Annotated in this window: 12 protein-coding genes; 11 read left to right on the forward strand and 1 reads right to left on the reverse strand. The window is 41.2% G+C overall.

The window, feature by feature from the left end:
* Nucleotides 1-65: 65 nt before the first annotated feature.
* Nucleotides 66-1,220, reverse strand: coding sequence for a tRNA epoxyqueuosine(34) reductase QueG (queG, locus tag AB4J89_RS16695; protein ID WP_109394723.1), 1,155 nt, complete (start codon nt 1,218-1,220; stop codon nt 66-68).
* Nucleotides 1,221-1,445: 225 nt separating this feature from the next.
* Between queG and tsaE the strand changes: the two genes are divergently transcribed.
* From tsaE to rnr, 11 genes are all read left to right on the forward strand, one after another.
* On the forward strand, nt 1,446-1,913 hold the full coding sequence (gene tsaE, locus AB4J89_RS16700; protein WP_088494008.1) for a tRNA (adenosine(37)-N6)-threonylcarbamoyltransferase complex ATPase subunit type 1 TsaE: 468 nt from the start codon (nt 1,446-1,448) through the stop codon (nt 1,911-1,913).
* 13 nt (nt 1,914-1,926) lie between these two features.
* Nucleotides 1,927-3,267, forward strand: coding sequence for an N-acetylmuramoyl-L-alanine amidase (locus AB4J89_RS16705; protein WP_368469994.1), 1,341 nt, complete (start codon nt 1,927-1,929; stop codon nt 3,265-3,267).
* A 23-nt stretch (nt 3,268-3,290) separates the two neighbouring features.
* Nucleotides 3,291-5,300 (forward strand): DNA mismatch repair endonuclease MutL, encoded by a 2,010-nt coding sequence (gene mutL, locus AB4J89_RS16710; RefSeq protein ID WP_368469996.1) that lies wholly within the window; start codon nt 3,291-3,293, stop codon nt 5,298-5,300.
* On the forward strand, nt 5,269-6,210 hold the full coding sequence (gene miaA, locus AB4J89_RS16715; protein WP_311755570.1) for a tRNA (adenosine(37)-N6)-dimethylallyltransferase MiaA: 942 nt from the start codon (nt 5,269-5,271) through the stop codon (nt 6,208-6,210). Before mutL ends, miaA begins: the two co-directional genes overlap by 32 nt.
* A 109-nt stretch (nt 6,211-6,319) precedes the next feature.
* Nucleotides 6,320-6,607 (forward strand): RNA chaperone Hfq, encoded by a 288-nt coding sequence (hfq, locus tag AB4J89_RS16720; protein ID WP_075672788.1) that lies wholly within the window; start codon nt 6,320-6,322, stop codon nt 6,605-6,607.
* 94 nt (nt 6,608-6,701) lie between these two features.
* The gene (hflX, locus tag AB4J89_RS16725; protein ID WP_088495974.1) at nt 6,702-7,985 is read left to right on the forward strand and encodes a ribosome rescue GTPase HflX; all 1,284 of its coding nucleotides are present in this window, start codon (nt 6,702-6,704) and stop codon (nt 7,983-7,985) included.
* Between the two features lie 92 nt (nt 7,986-8,077).
* Nucleotides 8,078-9,352, forward strand: coding sequence for an FtsH protease activity modulator HflK (hflK, locus tag AB4J89_RS16730; RefSeq protein WP_088494004.1), 1,275 nt, complete (start codon nt 8,078-8,080; stop codon nt 9,350-9,352).
* 2 nt (nt 9,353-9,354) lie between these two features.
* Complete coding sequence (gene hflC / locus AB4J89_RS16735) at nt 9,355-10,359, forward strand: protease modulator HflC (RefSeq protein ID WP_075672791.1); 1,005 nt, start codon at nt 9,355-9,357, stop codon at nt 10,357-10,359.
* Between the two features lie 456 nt (nt 10,360-10,815).
* Nucleotides 10,816-12,114 carry an adenylosuccinate synthase gene (locus tag AB4J89_RS16740; protein ID WP_072069601.1) on the forward strand — a complete coding sequence of 433 codons (1,299 nt, stop codon included), beginning with the start codon at nt 10,816-10,818 and terminating at the stop codon, nt 12,112-12,114.
* Between the two features lie 429 nt (nt 12,115-12,543).
* Complete coding sequence (gene nsrR, locus AB4J89_RS16745; protein WP_109372704.1) at nt 12,544-12,972, forward strand: nitric oxide-sensing transcriptional repressor NsrR; 429 nt, start codon at nt 12,544-12,546, stop codon at nt 12,970-12,972.
* A 39-nt stretch (nt 12,973-13,011) separates the two neighbouring features.
* Nucleotides 13,012-15,504, forward strand: coding sequence for a ribonuclease R (gene rnr, locus AB4J89_RS16750; RefSeq protein WP_368470000.1), 2,493 nt, complete (start codon nt 13,012-13,014; stop codon nt 15,502-15,504).
* The last annotated feature ends 57 nt before the right edge of the window (nt 15,505-15,561 follow it).

Genomic DNA, 15,561 nt, shown 5'->3' on the forward strand with positions numbered 1-15,561 from the left:
GGGGTTTTTATTTTATTCACAGAGGAAATTAATGGTTACTCGTAATGCGTTTATTCTGTTAAAAATTAAGCGTCACGAGGTAAGCCTTTAGTTATCGCCCTTACTAAGCGTTTTTGTTGTGAAGTCTGTATTTTTACTTCTTTTTCATTTCTCTTTGCTGTCTGTTGTGCAATCGCCCAGTTTAAATGTTCATCTAAAACATCACTCAATCCAAAGCGTTCTTGCAAGGCAAGTATAATTTTATCTTGATAAGGTGCATTTCCTAACGCCACACTAATATTTCTAAGCCAACGTAAATAGCCAATACGACGGATCGGTGATCCCTCTGTAATACGCAGAAATTTATCTTCATTCCATTGAAAAAGATCGAGTAATTCTGGGGTATGAAGTGCTCTTCTCGGAGAGAAATCTTCTTCGTCAGTCAGTGATGAAAAACGATTCCAAGGGCAGATAAGCTGGCAATCATCACAGCCATAAATGCGATTACCCATTAGAGGGCGAAATTCTTCAGGAATAGCACCATCGAGCTCGATAGTGAGATAAGAAATGCAGCGACGGGCATCAATAGTATAAGGTTCAACAATGGCACCTGTCGGGCAGGTTGTCATACAGGCGACACATTTACCACATTGCTCTTCAACTGGGCTATCCGTAGGTAATGGCAAATCAATCAGAAGTTCACCAAGGAAAAACCAAGAGCCAGCTTGATTATTAATAACAAGTGAGTGTTTACCAACCCAACCAAGTCCTGCCTTAACGGCTAATGGTCTCTCCATAATAGGTGCGGAATCAACGAAAGGACGAAAGTTGACTACCCCTTGATATTCGAATTGCTGACAATATTGTGAAATTCTTTCGCCGAGTTTTTTAAGACGTTGTCTTAATACTTTGTGATAATCCCGACCAAGCGCATAACGGCTGATATAGCCTTGCTCTGGATTATTTAAAGTTCGTGCAAAAGCTGCATCCGTAGGGAGATAATTCATTCTCACACTGATAACACGTAATGTACCCGGAACCAGTTCATGAGGTCTGGCTCGTGTCATTCCATACTTTTCCATCCATGCCATTTCACCGTGATATTGCTTATCTAGCCACGCTTGCAGGCGAGGTTCTTCAAGTGATAAGTCAGTATCACATATTCCTGTTTGTTGAAAACCTAGCTCAGAACCCCATAATTTAATGTTTTGAGCGAGAAGATTAAGATCGAGTGATGACATGAATAAACCGAATCAATAGGTAAGAGGTGAGTCCTAAGAGCGCGCAGTGTATCATAGTGAGGCAGTAGGAAAAATCCTCGTAATAAATAGATTTATGGTATGGTTATTTGATAGTGATTCCGATAACTATTTGCCTTAAGAAAACATATAAAGCTTAGTATTGGATGTTCTCCAACGATCTCTCTTTATTAAGCCGTTATAACTTAACAATAGATTATATTAAATATGAAAGAATGGGTTGTTACATTAGAAGATGAAGCGGCGACAGTTAAACTCGGGCGTACTGTTGCAATGGCGACTAATCATAGCGGATTGATCATTTATTTATATGGCGATCTTGGTGCTGGAAAAACAACCTTTAGCCGAGGCTTTTTGCAAGCGCTTGGTCATCAAGGGCATGTTAAAAGCCCAACATATACATTAGTTGAGCCCTATATGCTTTCGCCAAATCCTGTTTATCATTTTGATCTTTATCGTTTAGCTTCTGCTGAAGAGCTAGAATTTATGGGAATACGCGACTATTTTGAGCAAGACGCGTTATGCCTTATTGAATGGCCATCGCAAGGCGAAGGTTTTTTACCTAACGCGGATTTAGAACTTCATTTAAGCTACGAAGATGAAGGTCGAAAAGCGCGTTTTGTTGCCCTTTCACAAAGAGGGAATACTGTTTTATCCCGTATTCAGTCTGCATAAAGGAATATTGATTATGTCGAGTCTCATCACTATTGTGAGTCAAAGTCAGCGCTATGTTGTTGCCTTTCTGTTGGTTGTTTTGTCTTTATTTTTTGTGCAAATAGCACAAGCCGCTACTGTGACAGAAGTAAAAGCAGAAAACGGTATTTCAGCAACAACTCTCACATTCACTTTTAGTGATGGGAAGCCGAGTTATCGATATTACTCATTAAAAAGTCCTGATCGTTTGGTGATGGATTTTAAACAGAGCACAAAAATCACGGGATTACCGGCAACATTAGGCAATGGACAGTTAGTCCATAAAATTCGATCAACGCAATCAAAAGATAGCCAATACCAAAGTATGGTCGTTGAGCTTGCTCAGCCTGTTGTGGTAACTGAGAGTTTGATGAATGCAAGTGGTGGCTATAAGTTAGTGCTTACTATCAAAGCTATAAATAGTCGACAAAATAGCAATGCTCAATCGACAGTAAGTGTTGTTGCGTTATCACCGGCAGCAACTACGACTACATCAACTGCAAATACAAATTCAAACACAAATAGGGAAATGGCACCTTTAATTACCAAGCCGACACCTGAGGTTGCGCCCGTTATTCCTATTGTAAAACCACGCACCACACCTTCAAAACCACAAGCGGGTTCTCGCCAAATTATAATTGCGATAGACGCGGGTCATGGTGGGCAAGATCCGGGAGCGATTGGTCAGAAAGGTAATCGTGAAAAAGACGTAACGCTAAGTGTGGCAAGGAAGTTGGAAGCACGCTTACGTAATGATCCTATGTTTAAACCTGTTCTGACACGTAGTGGCGATTATTTTATCTCAGTTGCTGGGCGCTCTGAAGTTGCCCGTAAGCAAAGTGCGAATATGTTAGTGTCTATTCATGCAGACTCAGCACCAAATCGTAGTGCTAGAGGCGCGTCTGTGTGGGTGCTTTCTAATCGTCGTGCAAACAGTGAATTAGGTAAGTGGCTTGAACAAAGCGAGAAGCAATCTGAATTACTTGGTGGTGCAGGTGATGCTTTATCTGATGGCGCTGATCCTTATTTAAGTCAAACAGTACTTGATTTGCAGTTTGGCAACTCACAGCGAGTAGGTTATGACGTTGCTGTTGCTGTATTGTCTGAACTAAGAAAAGTGGGTTCACTACATAAGAAAACACCAGAGCATGCGAGTTTAGGTGTTTTACGTTCACCAGATATCCCTTCAATTTTAATTGAAACAGGCTTTATCAGCCACGCGTCAGAAGAGCAATTACTGATTTCTGATGCTTATCAAGAGAAACTTGCGGCATCTATTCACGCGGGTTTAAGAAATTATTTTCTGGCTCATCCTTTACAAAACGCGCCTAATTGATTGAGTAAAATGGAATAAAGGTAATGGCGATAAATTTATTACCTCCTCAGCTTGCAAACCAAATTGCCGCAGGGGAAGTTGTTGAAAGACCAGCCTCTGTCGTTAAAGAGTTGCTGGAAAATAGTTTAGACGCAGGCGCGACCTCAATTGATATTGATATCGATAAAGGTGGTGCCAAGCTTATTCGCATTCGTGATAATGGATGTGGTATCAATCGTGATGATTTGAAGTTAGCACTTGCTCGCCATGCAACTAGCAAAATATCAAGTCTTGACGATCTCGAAGCCATAATGAGTATGGGTTTTCGTGGTGAAGCCTTAGCGAGTATTAGCTCAGTTTCCCGTTTAACACTGACATCGCGTACTCAAGATCAAGAAGAAGCGTGGCAAGCTTACGCCGAAGGTAGAGATATGGCGGTGACTGTTAAACCTGCCGCTCATCCTGTCGGAAGTACAGTTGAAGTACTCGATCTCTTTTATAACACGCCAGCAAGACGTAAATTCTTACGTACTGAAAAAACAGAATTTGCACATATTGATGAAGTGGTACGTCGCATTGCGTTATCACGTTTTGATATCTCTATAAATCTTACCCATAACGGTAAACGAGTTCGACAATATCGTGCAGTGAAAGATGAAAGTCAGCAAAATCGCCGTTTGAGTGCGATTTGTGGTAATAATTTTGTCAATCAATCAATGCATTTATCGTGGGAACATGGTGATTTAGCAATAAAAGGTTGGGTAGAACATCCTTTATCACCAGTGCAAAGTAGTGAACTTCAGTATTGCTATGTGAATGGACGAATGATGCGTGATAGGTTGATTAATCATGCTATTCGCCAAGCTTATGAAGGATATTTGCAAGGAGAGCAGCAACCTTCTTATATCTTGTATTTAAGCGTTGATCCTCACCAAGTCGATGTAAACGTGCATCCTGCGAAACATGAAGTTCGTTTTCATGAATCTCGTTTGGTTCACGATTTTATTTACCAAGGCGTGTTGAGTGTTTTACGACAAGCAACGCAAGAGCCTTTATCATTGACTTCAGATGACGAAGAAGAACACGAAATAGCGTTAAATTTTCCTGAAAATCGTCAAGTTGCAGGTGAAAACGTATTTTCTCAGCCTTATCAAGCACCAATGGCTCAAACTCCGCCAAATACATCATCACACCACTCTAATGAACGAGAGCACAATAATAACTCTCATCAAAAACAGGCCTCTCAATTTGGAGGTAGTCGGCAGTTTGGTGAAAGTTATCAACGGACACAAGGTGCGCTTTATCAAAAAATGATGGAAGAAAGTGTATCTACATCAAAAGATAAAGAAAAAATACCCCTATTTCCTGACCGTGCCCCATTGAATTTAGGTGAAATCGTTCATACAACTAATAATATCGAAGAAGATGTTATTTCGGTGATGCCTCGTTCCGTCAATGCGAAAGATGGGCAAACTGATTATACTTTTGGGCGAGTATTGGCAATTTATCAGCAGAAATATGCGTTAATAGAATCTTCACAAGGTCTTGGGCTGTTATCATTGGAAGAAGCTGATTTTCTGTTAAAATGTGCGCAATTACTGCCTAAAGATGAAACATTGAAGCCACAACCTTTGTTAGTGCCTTTAAAATTGGCATTGAGCAAAGAAGAAATTAGTGTATTTAATCAGTTTCAAACGCTAATCAGTCATTTCGGGATCGTTATCGAAATTTCTCACGGTAAAGCAACAATACATGCGGTGTCGTTACCTTTGCGTCAGCAAAATTTACCTGTGTTACTGACCGCATTATTAGCCTATTTGTCAGCAGAACAATCTTGTACCGAGCAACAACTTGGACAATGGCTTGCAAGACAATTAAGGGCAGAGCCAGCGCAATGGTCGCAAGCTCAAGCAGTAGGATTATTGGCTGATATTGAAAGACTTTGCCCTCAATATGTCAGACAGCCAGCAAAAAACTTATTACAATTAATTGATTTACAACCGGTGGTAGTGGCATTAAATAATGAGCGATGTGAACACGCAAATAAAACCTAAAGCAATTTTTCTAATGGGACCTACAGCGTCAGGTAAAACAGCATTAGCAATTGCACTGAGACAAAAACTGCCTGTAGATATTATTAGCGTGGATTCAGCTCTTATCTATCGTGGTATGGATATCGGTACAGCGAAGCCGGATGCGAATGAGCAATCGCTTGCTCCACATCGATTAATTGATATTCTAGATCCCGCATTTCCCTATTCCGCTGCGGATTTTCGACGTGATGCATTAAATGCAATGGAAGAAATTACTGCGGCTGGGCGAATTCCACTATTAGTGGGTGGGACTATGCTATATTTTAAAGCGTTACTTGAAGGTCTATCGCCTTTACCCAGTGCCAATTCGGATGTTCGTGCTGAAATAGAAAAAAAAGCAGCAGAGCAAGGGTGGGAGGCAATACATAAAGAGTTAGCATTCGTTGATCCCGTTGCAGCACAACGGATCCACCCTAATGATCCTCAACGACTTTCTCGTGCGCTAGAAGTTTACCTGATTTCAGGTAAGACAATGACGGAATTGACAAAAATATCAGGCGAGTCTTTGCCCTATGATGTTTATCAGTTTGCGATTGCTCCGAAAGATAGAAATGTTCTTCACCAACGCATTGAAGCCCGTTTTAAACAGATGTTAACGTGTGGATTTGAAGATGAAGTAAAATCATTATATGAACGGGGCGATCTGCATGAAGATTTACCTTCTGTACGTTGTGTCGGTTATCGCCAGATGTGGTCATATTTATCAGGCGAAATAGATTATGATGAGATGGTTTATCGAGGGATCTGCGCTACCCGGCAATTAGCGAAGCGACAAATCACCTGGTTAAGAGGTTGGAATGACATTCACTGGCTTGATAGTGAAGATCCAAAACAATCTCTTGACACTGTTTTGCAGGTAGTTAGTGCATAGATGGTAGGTTTGTGTAAAATTGATAGTTGCTAAAGCGCAATTTTTGAGTAGTTCATTTTTCGAACCAATTGGGTTCTAATATAAAACAACAAAATAAGGAAAACATAGAATGGCTAAGGGGCAATCTTTGCAAGATCCTTTCCTGAACGCATTACGTCGTGAAAGGGTTCCCGTTTCTATCTATTTGGTAAACGGCATTAAATTGCAGGGTCAGATCGAATCTTTTGACCAATTTGTTATTTTGCTGAAAAACACAGTAAGTCAGATGGTATACAAACATGCTATCTCTACCGTGGTACCTTCGCGTCCTGTTTCTCATCATAGCAACACAGGCACGAACCAAACTGGTACAGGCTACAATGGTGGCGCTGCTCAGCAGGATGATGTTGCAGAATAATAATCCAATATTATTCTTGATATAAGAAAAACATAGGTAGGGAGACTTTACCTATGTTTTTTCCTGTTTTTATAAAGTCCAAGAGGTTTCGCCTTTGTTTGATCGTTATGAAGGTGGCGAATTAGCCGTTTTAGTGCACGTCTTCTTTTCTCAAGAAAAGAACGTTGATGATTTGCAAGAATTTGAATCTTTGGTGACATCTGCGGGTGTTAAACCAGTTCAGATTATTACAGGAAATCGTAAAGCGCCTCATCCTAAATATTATGTGGGTGAAGGTAAGGCAGAAGAAATTGCCGAAGCTGTAAAAGCAAGTGGTGCAGATGTTGTTTTATTTAATCATGCACTGACACCTGCACAAGAACGAAATCTGGAAAGACTTTGTGAATGCCGTGTGGTTGATCGCACGGGAGTTATCCTTGATATTTTTGCTCAAAGAGCGAGAACCCATGAAGGAAAGCTACAGGTAGAACTCGCCCAGTTACGTCACTTATCAACTCGTTTAGTCAGAGGGTGGACTCACCTTGAAAGACAAAAAGGGGGGATCGGGTTACGAGGACCAGGTGAAACTCAGCTAGAAACAGACCGCCGCTTACTCCGAGGTAAAATTAGTCAAATTCTAATGCGATTGGGTAGGGTTGAGCGTCAGCGCGAACAAGGACGGCAAGCGCGGAGTAAAGCTGATATTCCAACATTATCCCTTGTTGGTTACACAAATGCAGGGAAATCGAGTTTATTTAATCATATTACCTGTTCTGATGTGTATGCAGCAGATCAGCTCTTTGCAACATTAGATCCGACATTAAGACGTATTCAAGTCGATGATGTGGGAACCGTTGTATTAGCCGATACTGTTGGATTTATTCGACATTTACCTCATGATCTTGTTGCTGCTTTTAAAGCCACTTTGCAAGAAACACGAGAAGCTACCTTACTTCTTCATGTGATTGATGCAGCAGATAGCCGTTTTGAGGAAAATATTCATGCAGTTGAAAGCGTATTAGAAGAGATTGATGCTCAAGAAATACCAACACTGCATGTCATGAACAAAATTGATCTTCTTGAAGACTTCACTCCAAGAATTGATCGAAATGAAGAAAACTTACCCGTTAGGGTTTGGGTTTCTGCACAAACAGGCGAAGGTATTCCTCTGTTGTATCAGGCGTTGACAGAACGTCTTTCAGGTGAGATCGCACACTTTGAATTACGTTTACCGCCAGAGAATACAGGGCGCTTACGTAGTCGTTTTTATCAATTACAGTCAATAGAACGTGAATGGATTGAAAAAGACGGTAAAGTTGGGCTAATCATACGTATGCCTATGGTAGACTGGCGTCGCCTTTGCAAGCAGGAACCAAATTTATTGGATTACGTGGTCTGATATTCGGCCATAATAATGAACATTAACTGAGAGCTGGCGACGAAATCGGCTCTTAAGCCTGATAAATCTAATCATAATAATGGAGCTAGAACATGGCGTGGAATCAGCCCGGTAACAACGGACAAGACCGCGACCCGTGGGGTAACCGAAACAGCGGCAATAATAATGGCGATGGCAACGGTAACTCCAACGGTAATCAAGGAGGTCGGAATCGTGGAGCATCAGATCTCGATGATATGTTCCGTAAACTGAGTGAAAAACTTGGTGGTTTCGGCGGTAAAAAAGGTGGAAACTCCTCTTCTGGGCAAAATGGCGGTCCTCGTAGTAATGCTGGAAATCTTTTGATTTCTCTTGCATTAGGTGCGGTTGTCGTAGTTTGGGCTGCAAGTGGTTTTTATACCATCAAAGAGGCAGAACAAGGCGTTGTGACTCGTTTTGGTAAATTTTACCAAATCGTTGAACCTGGTCTGAACTGGAAACCGACTTTCATTGATGAAGTTCAGCCTGTTAACGTAAAAACTATCCGTGATTTAACTACGGGTGGCATGATGTTAACGTCAGATGAAAATATGGTTCAAGTCGAGATAAACGTGCAGTATGTTGTCTCTGATCCAGAAACATTCCTATTTAACCTGACAACACCAATTAACAGCTTAGGTCAGGCAACTGACAGTGCAGTGCGTGGCGTTATTGGTCGTTCAGAAATGGAAAAAATTCTGACTTCTAACCGTTCAGAAATTCGTGACCAAACACGTCAAGAATTAGAAGAGACTATCCGTCCTTATAACATGGGTATCTCGATTGTGGACGTCAACTTCCAAGTGGCTCGCCCACCAGAAGCGGTAAAAGCGGCATTCGATGACGTAATTGCTGCACGTGAAGAAGAACAAAAAACAATCCGTCAAGCTGAAGCTTATAAAAACGAAGTGCTACCGTTAGCAAAAGGTAACGCACAACGTATGATTGAAGAAGCAACTGCTTATAAAACCAGTGTGGTGATGAAAGCAGAAGGTGAGGTAGCAAGCTTTGCTAAAATCTTACCTGAATATCGTGCTGCTCCTGAAATTACTCGCGAGCGTCTTTATATTGAAACGATGGAAAAAGTGCTATCAAAAACACGTAAAATCATCGCTAATGATAAAGGTAATAGCATGTTAGTGCTGCCTTTAGAGCAAATGTTACGTCAGCAATCTCAATCTGCACCATCAAATACATTTGAGGCACCTGCTCGTATCAACACACCCGCTCCAACTGTAAATCCAGCACCGGCACAAAAACCAGCAACAACGACTTATGGTAATGGTGGATATGGTAGTAATAATGGCGGTTATGGTCAGCCTTACGGCAATAATCAAGGAGGACAATAATCATGCGTAAAGTTATCGCTGTTGTTGCAGTTATTATTTTAGCGTTGTTGTACTCTTCTGTGTTTGTCGTTCAACAATATGAGCGTGGCATTATTTTACGCTTTGCGAAAGTTGTACGTGATGCTGAAAATAAGCCCGTTGTTTATGAACCAGGTCTTCACTTTAAAATTCCATTTATTGAGAATGTGAAAAAACTGGATGCGCGTATTCAAACTATGAATATCCAGCAAGACCGTTTCTTATCAGGTGAGAATAAAGACTTATTAGTCGATTCTTATCTGAAATGGCGTATCAGTGATTTCAGTACCTACTATCTGGCAACGGGTGGTGGTAACACAACGCAAGCTGAAACTTTACTGCGTCGTAAGTTCAGTGACCGTTTACGCTCTGAGATTGGTCGTATGAGCGTTAACCAAATTATTACGGATTCTCGTGGTCGTTTAACCATTGATGTTCGTAATGCACTGAATGAAGGTACTCCTTCTCGTGATTCAAGCGCTGCTGATGATGCAATTGCTATTGCAGCTAAAAAAGTGGCTGAAGAAACTAAAGGCCAAGCTCCAGCTATCAACATGAACAGTATGGCGGCTTTAGGTATTGAAGTGATTGACGTTCGAATCAAACAAATCAACTTACCTATGGAAGTTTCTGAAGCGATTTACCAGCGTATGCGTGCAGAGCGTGAAGCCGTTGCTCGTCGTCACCGTTCACAAGGTCAAGAGCAAGCGGTGAAAATTCGTGCTGCTGCTGATAAGACTGTAACAGAGACATTGGCTGAATCTGAGCGTGAATCATTACGTCTTCGCGGTGAAGGTGATGCACAAGCAACTAAACTGTTTGCTGATGCATTCAACCAAGATCCAGACTTCTATGCGTTCATTCGTAGCTTACGTGCTTATGAGAAGAGCTTTAACCAAGACGGCAATGACGTCATGGTGTTAAGCCCAGATAGCGACTTCTTACGCTATATGAAAGCACCGACAAAAGCGCGAGCGATTGAAGAGTAATTTCTAAACGCGTTAAACCATTTGAGTAAATAATAAAATCCTCCACCTTAAAAAGTGGGGGATTTTTTTTGATATCAATAAGATAAAGCGAGTAATCAAGCTAAGAAATAAATAATTGTGCATAAAAAGATGAAAATTTACGCTTAATGGTTTCCAAAATGGTTTTAGCTGGGATAGTATAAAGTGAAAATTGCATTTCAAGATAAACCTTCGGCAATTCCGAAGCGTCTTCTTCGCCGTTTTCACTTTTATGTCACTCTGCTTCCTGTTTTTGCGATCAAAACTGTTGATAAAAGTCACAATACGTTTGTGATGCGGATTTTTTGGGCAAAAATATTGACAATGGCAAGATAATCTATTGCTTAAAAGCGGGGATGACATAATTAGATAAAATCTACTGTAACTCTTGAATTGAGATGGTAGAATCCTTTTTTAAGCAACCGAGTGTATTTTGAAATGAGTAATAACGTTGTCGTATTGGGCACCCAGTGGGGTGACGAAGGCAAAGGCAAGATAGTCGATTTGCTGACAGAACGCGCTAAATATGTTGTTCGCTACCAAGGTGGCCATAACGCAGGTCACACTCTAGTCATCGACGGTGAAAAAACCGTTCTTCATTTAATCCCATCAGGCATTCTCCGTGAAAATGTTGTTAGCATCATAGCAAACGGTGTCGTTTTATCACCGGAAGCGCTGATGAAGGAAATGACCCAACTTGAAGATCGTGGTATTCCTGTTCGTTCTCGTTTACTTCTGTCTGAAGCTTGCCCATTAATCCTTCCTTATCACATCGCATTAGACAATGCGCGTGAGAAAGCTCGTGGCGAAAAAGCTATCGGTACAACAGGCCGTGGTATCGGTCCTGCTTACGAAGATAAAGTTGCTCGTCGCGGTTTACGTGTTGGCGATCTGTTTGATAAAAAAGCGTTTGCACAAAAACTCAAAGAAATCATCGAATACCATAACTTCCAACTGGTGAACTACTACAAAGTTGAACCTGTTGATTACCAAAAAACCTTAGACGATATCATGGCAATCGCTGATATTCTGACAGGTATGGTTGTTGATGTTTCTGACTTACTGTACAAAGCAACACAAAACGGTGAGTTAGTGATGTTTGAAGGTGCACAAGGTACTTTATTAGACATCGACCACGGTACTTATCCGTATGTAACCTCTTCAAACACAACCGCTGGTGGTGTGGCAACCGGTTCAGGTTTAGGCCCTCGCTATGTTGGTTACGTATTAGGGATCATCAAAGCTTACTCTACTCGTGTAGGTGCAGGTCCATTCCCAACTGAATTGTTTGATGAAGTGGGTGACTTCTTACGTGAGAAAGGCCAAGAATTTGGTGCAACTACAGGCCGTAGTCGTCGTACTGGCTGGTTAGATATCATCGCTATTCGTCGTGCTGTTCAAATCAACTCACTGTCTGGTTTCTGCATGACTAAACTGGATGTGTTAGATGGTCTGAAAGAAGTGAAACTGTGTGTAGGCTATCGTTTACCAAACGGTGAAGTGATTGATACAACACCTTTAGCTGCTGATGATTGGGAAGGTATCGAGCCTATCTATGAATCAATGCCAGGCTGGAACGAAACGACGTTTGGTGTGAAAGATCACGCTCAACTGCCACAAGCAGCACTGAACTACATCAAGCGCGTAGAAGAGTTAACAGGCGTTCCTGTTGATATCGTTTCTACTGGCCCAGACCGTTCAGAAACCATCATTCTCCGTCATCCATTTGATGCATAATCTGCATTAAATTGGTTTGATGTGAAAATCGTCCCTGAAAATGACAGGGGCGATTTTTTCGTATCTGTTTGTTGGTTAAGTTGAGATGGAAATACGCGTTACACACATAAGATAAGACAGCTTTACACTCGGTTTTGCTTCTGTTTTATCAGTAACGCGTAAAAAACAATAAGACAATGTTATTGTTGTAGAGTCAGAAATAAAGAAAGCGATCTGTTGAAAATCGACAGTATCGCTTTTTCTTTGCCTGTGATGTCGCTATTATTTTGTTAATAGTCAAGTGAGAGACGGAAATAACTCACTTTTGAGCATATCTTTGCTAAATGTCCAAAAATTAAACATAATATTGCTTAATAAAATGATATTCTCATTAATAATTACTTATCCCTTAACGACTTTAATAGGGAAAACCACTTTTCAGAGGTCATTGTGCAATTAACCAGTTTTACAGATTATGGATTGCGGGCATTGATATATATGGCTTCATTGCCAGAAGGCAAAATGACAAGTATCACTGAAGTGACACAAGTCTATGGCGTTTCGCGTAACCATATGGTGAAAATTATTAATCAACTTAGCCATTTAGGTTTTGTTGAGGCTATTCGCGGTAAAAATGGAGGGATCCGTTTAGGCAAGCCTGCAACAAATATCATTGTGGGTGAGGTTGTTCGTGCTTTAGAGCCACTTTCATTAGTAAACTGTAGTGCTGAGTTTTGCCACATTACCCCAGCTTGTCGACTGAAACTGGTGTTGAATCAGGCAATTGAGCAGTTTTTGAAAGAGTTAGACCGTCACACACTCGCAGAGCTAGTTGAAAATAATAGCTCCTTATATAAATTGTTATTAGAAGATGTTTGAGTCTACTATTTCATCAAATCTGATAGCTTGGAGGTCATAATGTCAAAAGATCCTTTTCAGGATAGAGAAGCAGAAAAATACGCCTCTCCAATTGCTAGTCGCGAATATATTTTAGAAGAAATGAAAAAGCGCACGGCACCAATGAGCCGTGAAGATTTAGCACAGGCGTTAAAAATTTCAGGTGAAGAAGACTTAGAAGCGTTACGTCGCCGTTTAAGAGCGATGGAGCGTGATGGTCAATTAGTTTTTACCCGTCGCCAATGCTACGCATTACCTGAACGCCTTGATTTATGGAAAGGCAAGGTAATCGGTCACCGCGATGGATATGGTTTTTTACGTGCAGAAGGTCAAAAAGATGACCTCTATCTTTCACAAGATGAAATGAAAAAAACCATGCATGGCGATGTTATCCTTGCCCAACCTTTAGGTATGGATAGAAAAGGTCGTCGTGAAGGTCGTGTTGTTCGTGTTGTTGAACCAAGAAATAACCAAATTGTAGGTCGCTATTTTATTGAGTCAGGTATGGGATTTGTTGTACCTGATGATAGCCGTTTAAGCTTTGATATTCTTATTCCTAAAGAGGATATCATGGGCGCGCGTATGGGAAATGTGGTGGTGGTTGAGATCACGACAAGACCAACCCGACGCACGCAAGCAGTAGGTCGTATTGTTGAGATCTTAGGTGAAACAATGGGAACAGGTATTGCGGTAGAAATCGCATTACGTACTCATGAAATCCCTTATACATGGCCTGCAAAAGTGACAAAAGAAGTCGCTGATTTAAAAGAAGAAGTGCCTGAGTCTGCTAAAGAAGGACGAGTTGATTTACGTGACTTACCTTTAATTACTATTGACGGTGAAGATGCGCGAGACTTTGATGATGCTGTTTATTGTCAACGTAAAAAAGGTGGCGGCTGGCGTTTATGGGTTGCGATTGCTGATGTTAGCTATTATGTACGCCCACAAACAGCGCTAGATACAGAAGCACGTAGCCGAGGAAACTCTGTTTATTTCCCTTCCCAAGTCGTGCCGATGTTGCCAGAAGTCCTATCTAATGGATTGTGTTCATTAAACCCACAAGTTGACCGTTTATGCCTGGTCTGTGAGATGACTGTTTCTGAGCAAGGGCGTCTTTCTTCTTATCGATTCTATGAAGCGGTGATGAGTTCTCATGCTCGAATGACCTACACCAAAGTGTGGAAAATCATTCAAGGTGATGAAGAACTGCGTGAGCACTATAAGCCTATCGTTAAAGATATTGAGCATCTGTATGAGTTATACCAAGCATTAGATAAAGCGCGCGAACAGCGCGGTGCAATTGGTTTTGAATCAGAAGAAGCGAAGTTTATCTTTAATGCCGAGCGTCGTATTGAGCGTATCGAGCCTGTTGTTCGTAATGATGCACACAAATTGATTGAAGAGTGCATGATCCTGGCTAATATCGCAGCCGCTCGCTTTGTTGAGAAAAACGAAGAACCTGCACTTTACCGTATTCATGATAAACCAAAAGAAGACAGCGTCCTGAATTTACGCTCTGTCTTTAATGAATTAGGTTTAACGTTGCCAGGAGGCTTAACACCAGAGCCAGCAGATTATGCGCGTGTCATGAAAGAGGTTGAAGACAGACCTGATCGTGAAATGCTACAAACCATGATTTTGCGCTCCATGAAACAGGCTATTTACGATCCTGAAAATCGTGGGCACTTTGGTTTAGCATTAAAATCTTACGCACACTTTACCTCACCAATTCGTCGTTATCCTGATTTAGCCTTGCATCGTGCAATTAAATATCAGATTGCGAAGGAAGAAGGTCACGGTTCTCAACGTTGGACACCAACAGGTGGTTACCATAGTGATATGGACACCATGTTGCAATTAGGTGAGCACTGTTCTTTAACCGAGCGCCGCGCTGATGAAGCAACACGAGATGTTGCTGATTGGCTGAAATGTGACTTTATGCTGGATCAAATTGGTCAACAGTTTACCGGTATTATCACCAGCGTAACGGGCTTTGGTTTCTTTGTTCGCTTAAATGATCTGTTTATTGATGGTCTGGTGCATGTTTCTACATTAAATAATGACTACTATCAGTATGATAATGTAGGGCAACGCTTAATTGGTGAGTCTTCAGGACAAGTCTATCGCCTTGGTGACGAAGTAGAAGTAAAAGTTGAAGCAGTTAGTATGGATGAACGTACTATCGACTTCTCTTTAATTTCAACAACACGCACCGCGCGTAATCCGGGTAAAACAGCCCGTGTTCGTGGTTTAAAAGGTGAAAAAGACAAGAAAAACGCAAGTTCTAGTAAGTCTCGCCGTCGTGATTCAAGCAAAGATAAAAACTTTGAGCCAGATAGTGCCTTCAAAAAAGGTAAATCATCAGGTCGAGGCAATGCGAGCAAAGACAAAGCTGTAAAAGACCAAGTTGCGAAAGATAAAGCAAGTAGCAAACGTAAGAAAGCATCATCACAAACCAAAAAGATAGAAGCAAAACTTAAAGCTAAACGTGCAGCCAAACGCGATAACGCATAATCTTTTGTTCTTCTAGTTCTTTTTTAAAAGGCGGAGACCCCGCCTTTTATCTGTTTT

It is taken from the genome of Proteus sp. STS61-E, from assembly GCF_040932335.1.
In the GTDB taxonomy this organism is placed as follows: domain Bacteria; phylum Pseudomonadota; class Gammaproteobacteria; order Enterobacterales; family Enterobacteriaceae; genus Proteus; species Proteus mirabilis_B.

Excerpts from the sequence above, each read along its gene's own strand:
- hflC (WP_075672791.1), top strand. The coding sequence starts at position 9,355 with ATGCGTAAAGTTATCGCTGTTGTTGCAGTTATTATTTTAGCGTTGTTG.
- mutL (WP_368469996.1), top strand. The coding sequence starts at position 3,291 with ATGGCGATAAATTTATTACCTCCTCAGCTTGCAAACCAAATTGCCGCA.
- AB4J89_RS16705 (WP_368469994.1), top strand. The coding sequence starts at position 1,927 with ATGTCGAGTCTCATCACTATTGTGAGTCAAAGTCAGCGCTATGTTGTT.
- tsaE (WP_088494008.1), top strand. The coding sequence starts at position 1,446 with ATGAAAGAATGGGTTGTTACATTAGAAGATGAAGCGGCGACAGTTAAA.
- queG (WP_109394723.1), bottom strand. The coding sequence starts at position 1,220 with ATGTCATCACTCGATCTTAATCTTCTCGCTCAAAACATTAAATTATGG.
- rnr (WP_368470000.1), top strand. The coding sequence starts at position 13,012 with ATGTCAAAAGATCCTTTTCAGGATAGAGAAGCAGAAAAATACGCCTCT.
- miaA (WP_311755570.1), top strand. The coding sequence starts at position 5,269 with ATGAGCGATGTGAACACGCAAATAAAACCTAAAGCAATTTTTCTAATG.
- AB4J89_RS16740 (WP_072069601.1), top strand. The coding sequence starts at position 10,816 with ATGAGTAATAACGTTGTCGTATTGGGCACCCAGTGGGGTGACGAAGGC.
- hflK (WP_088494004.1), top strand. The coding sequence starts at position 8,078 with ATGGCGTGGAATCAGCCCGGTAACAACGGACAAGACCGCGACCCGTGG.
- hfq (WP_075672788.1), top strand. The coding sequence starts at position 6,320 with ATGGCTAAGGGGCAATCTTTGCAAGATCCTTTCCTGAACGCATTACGT.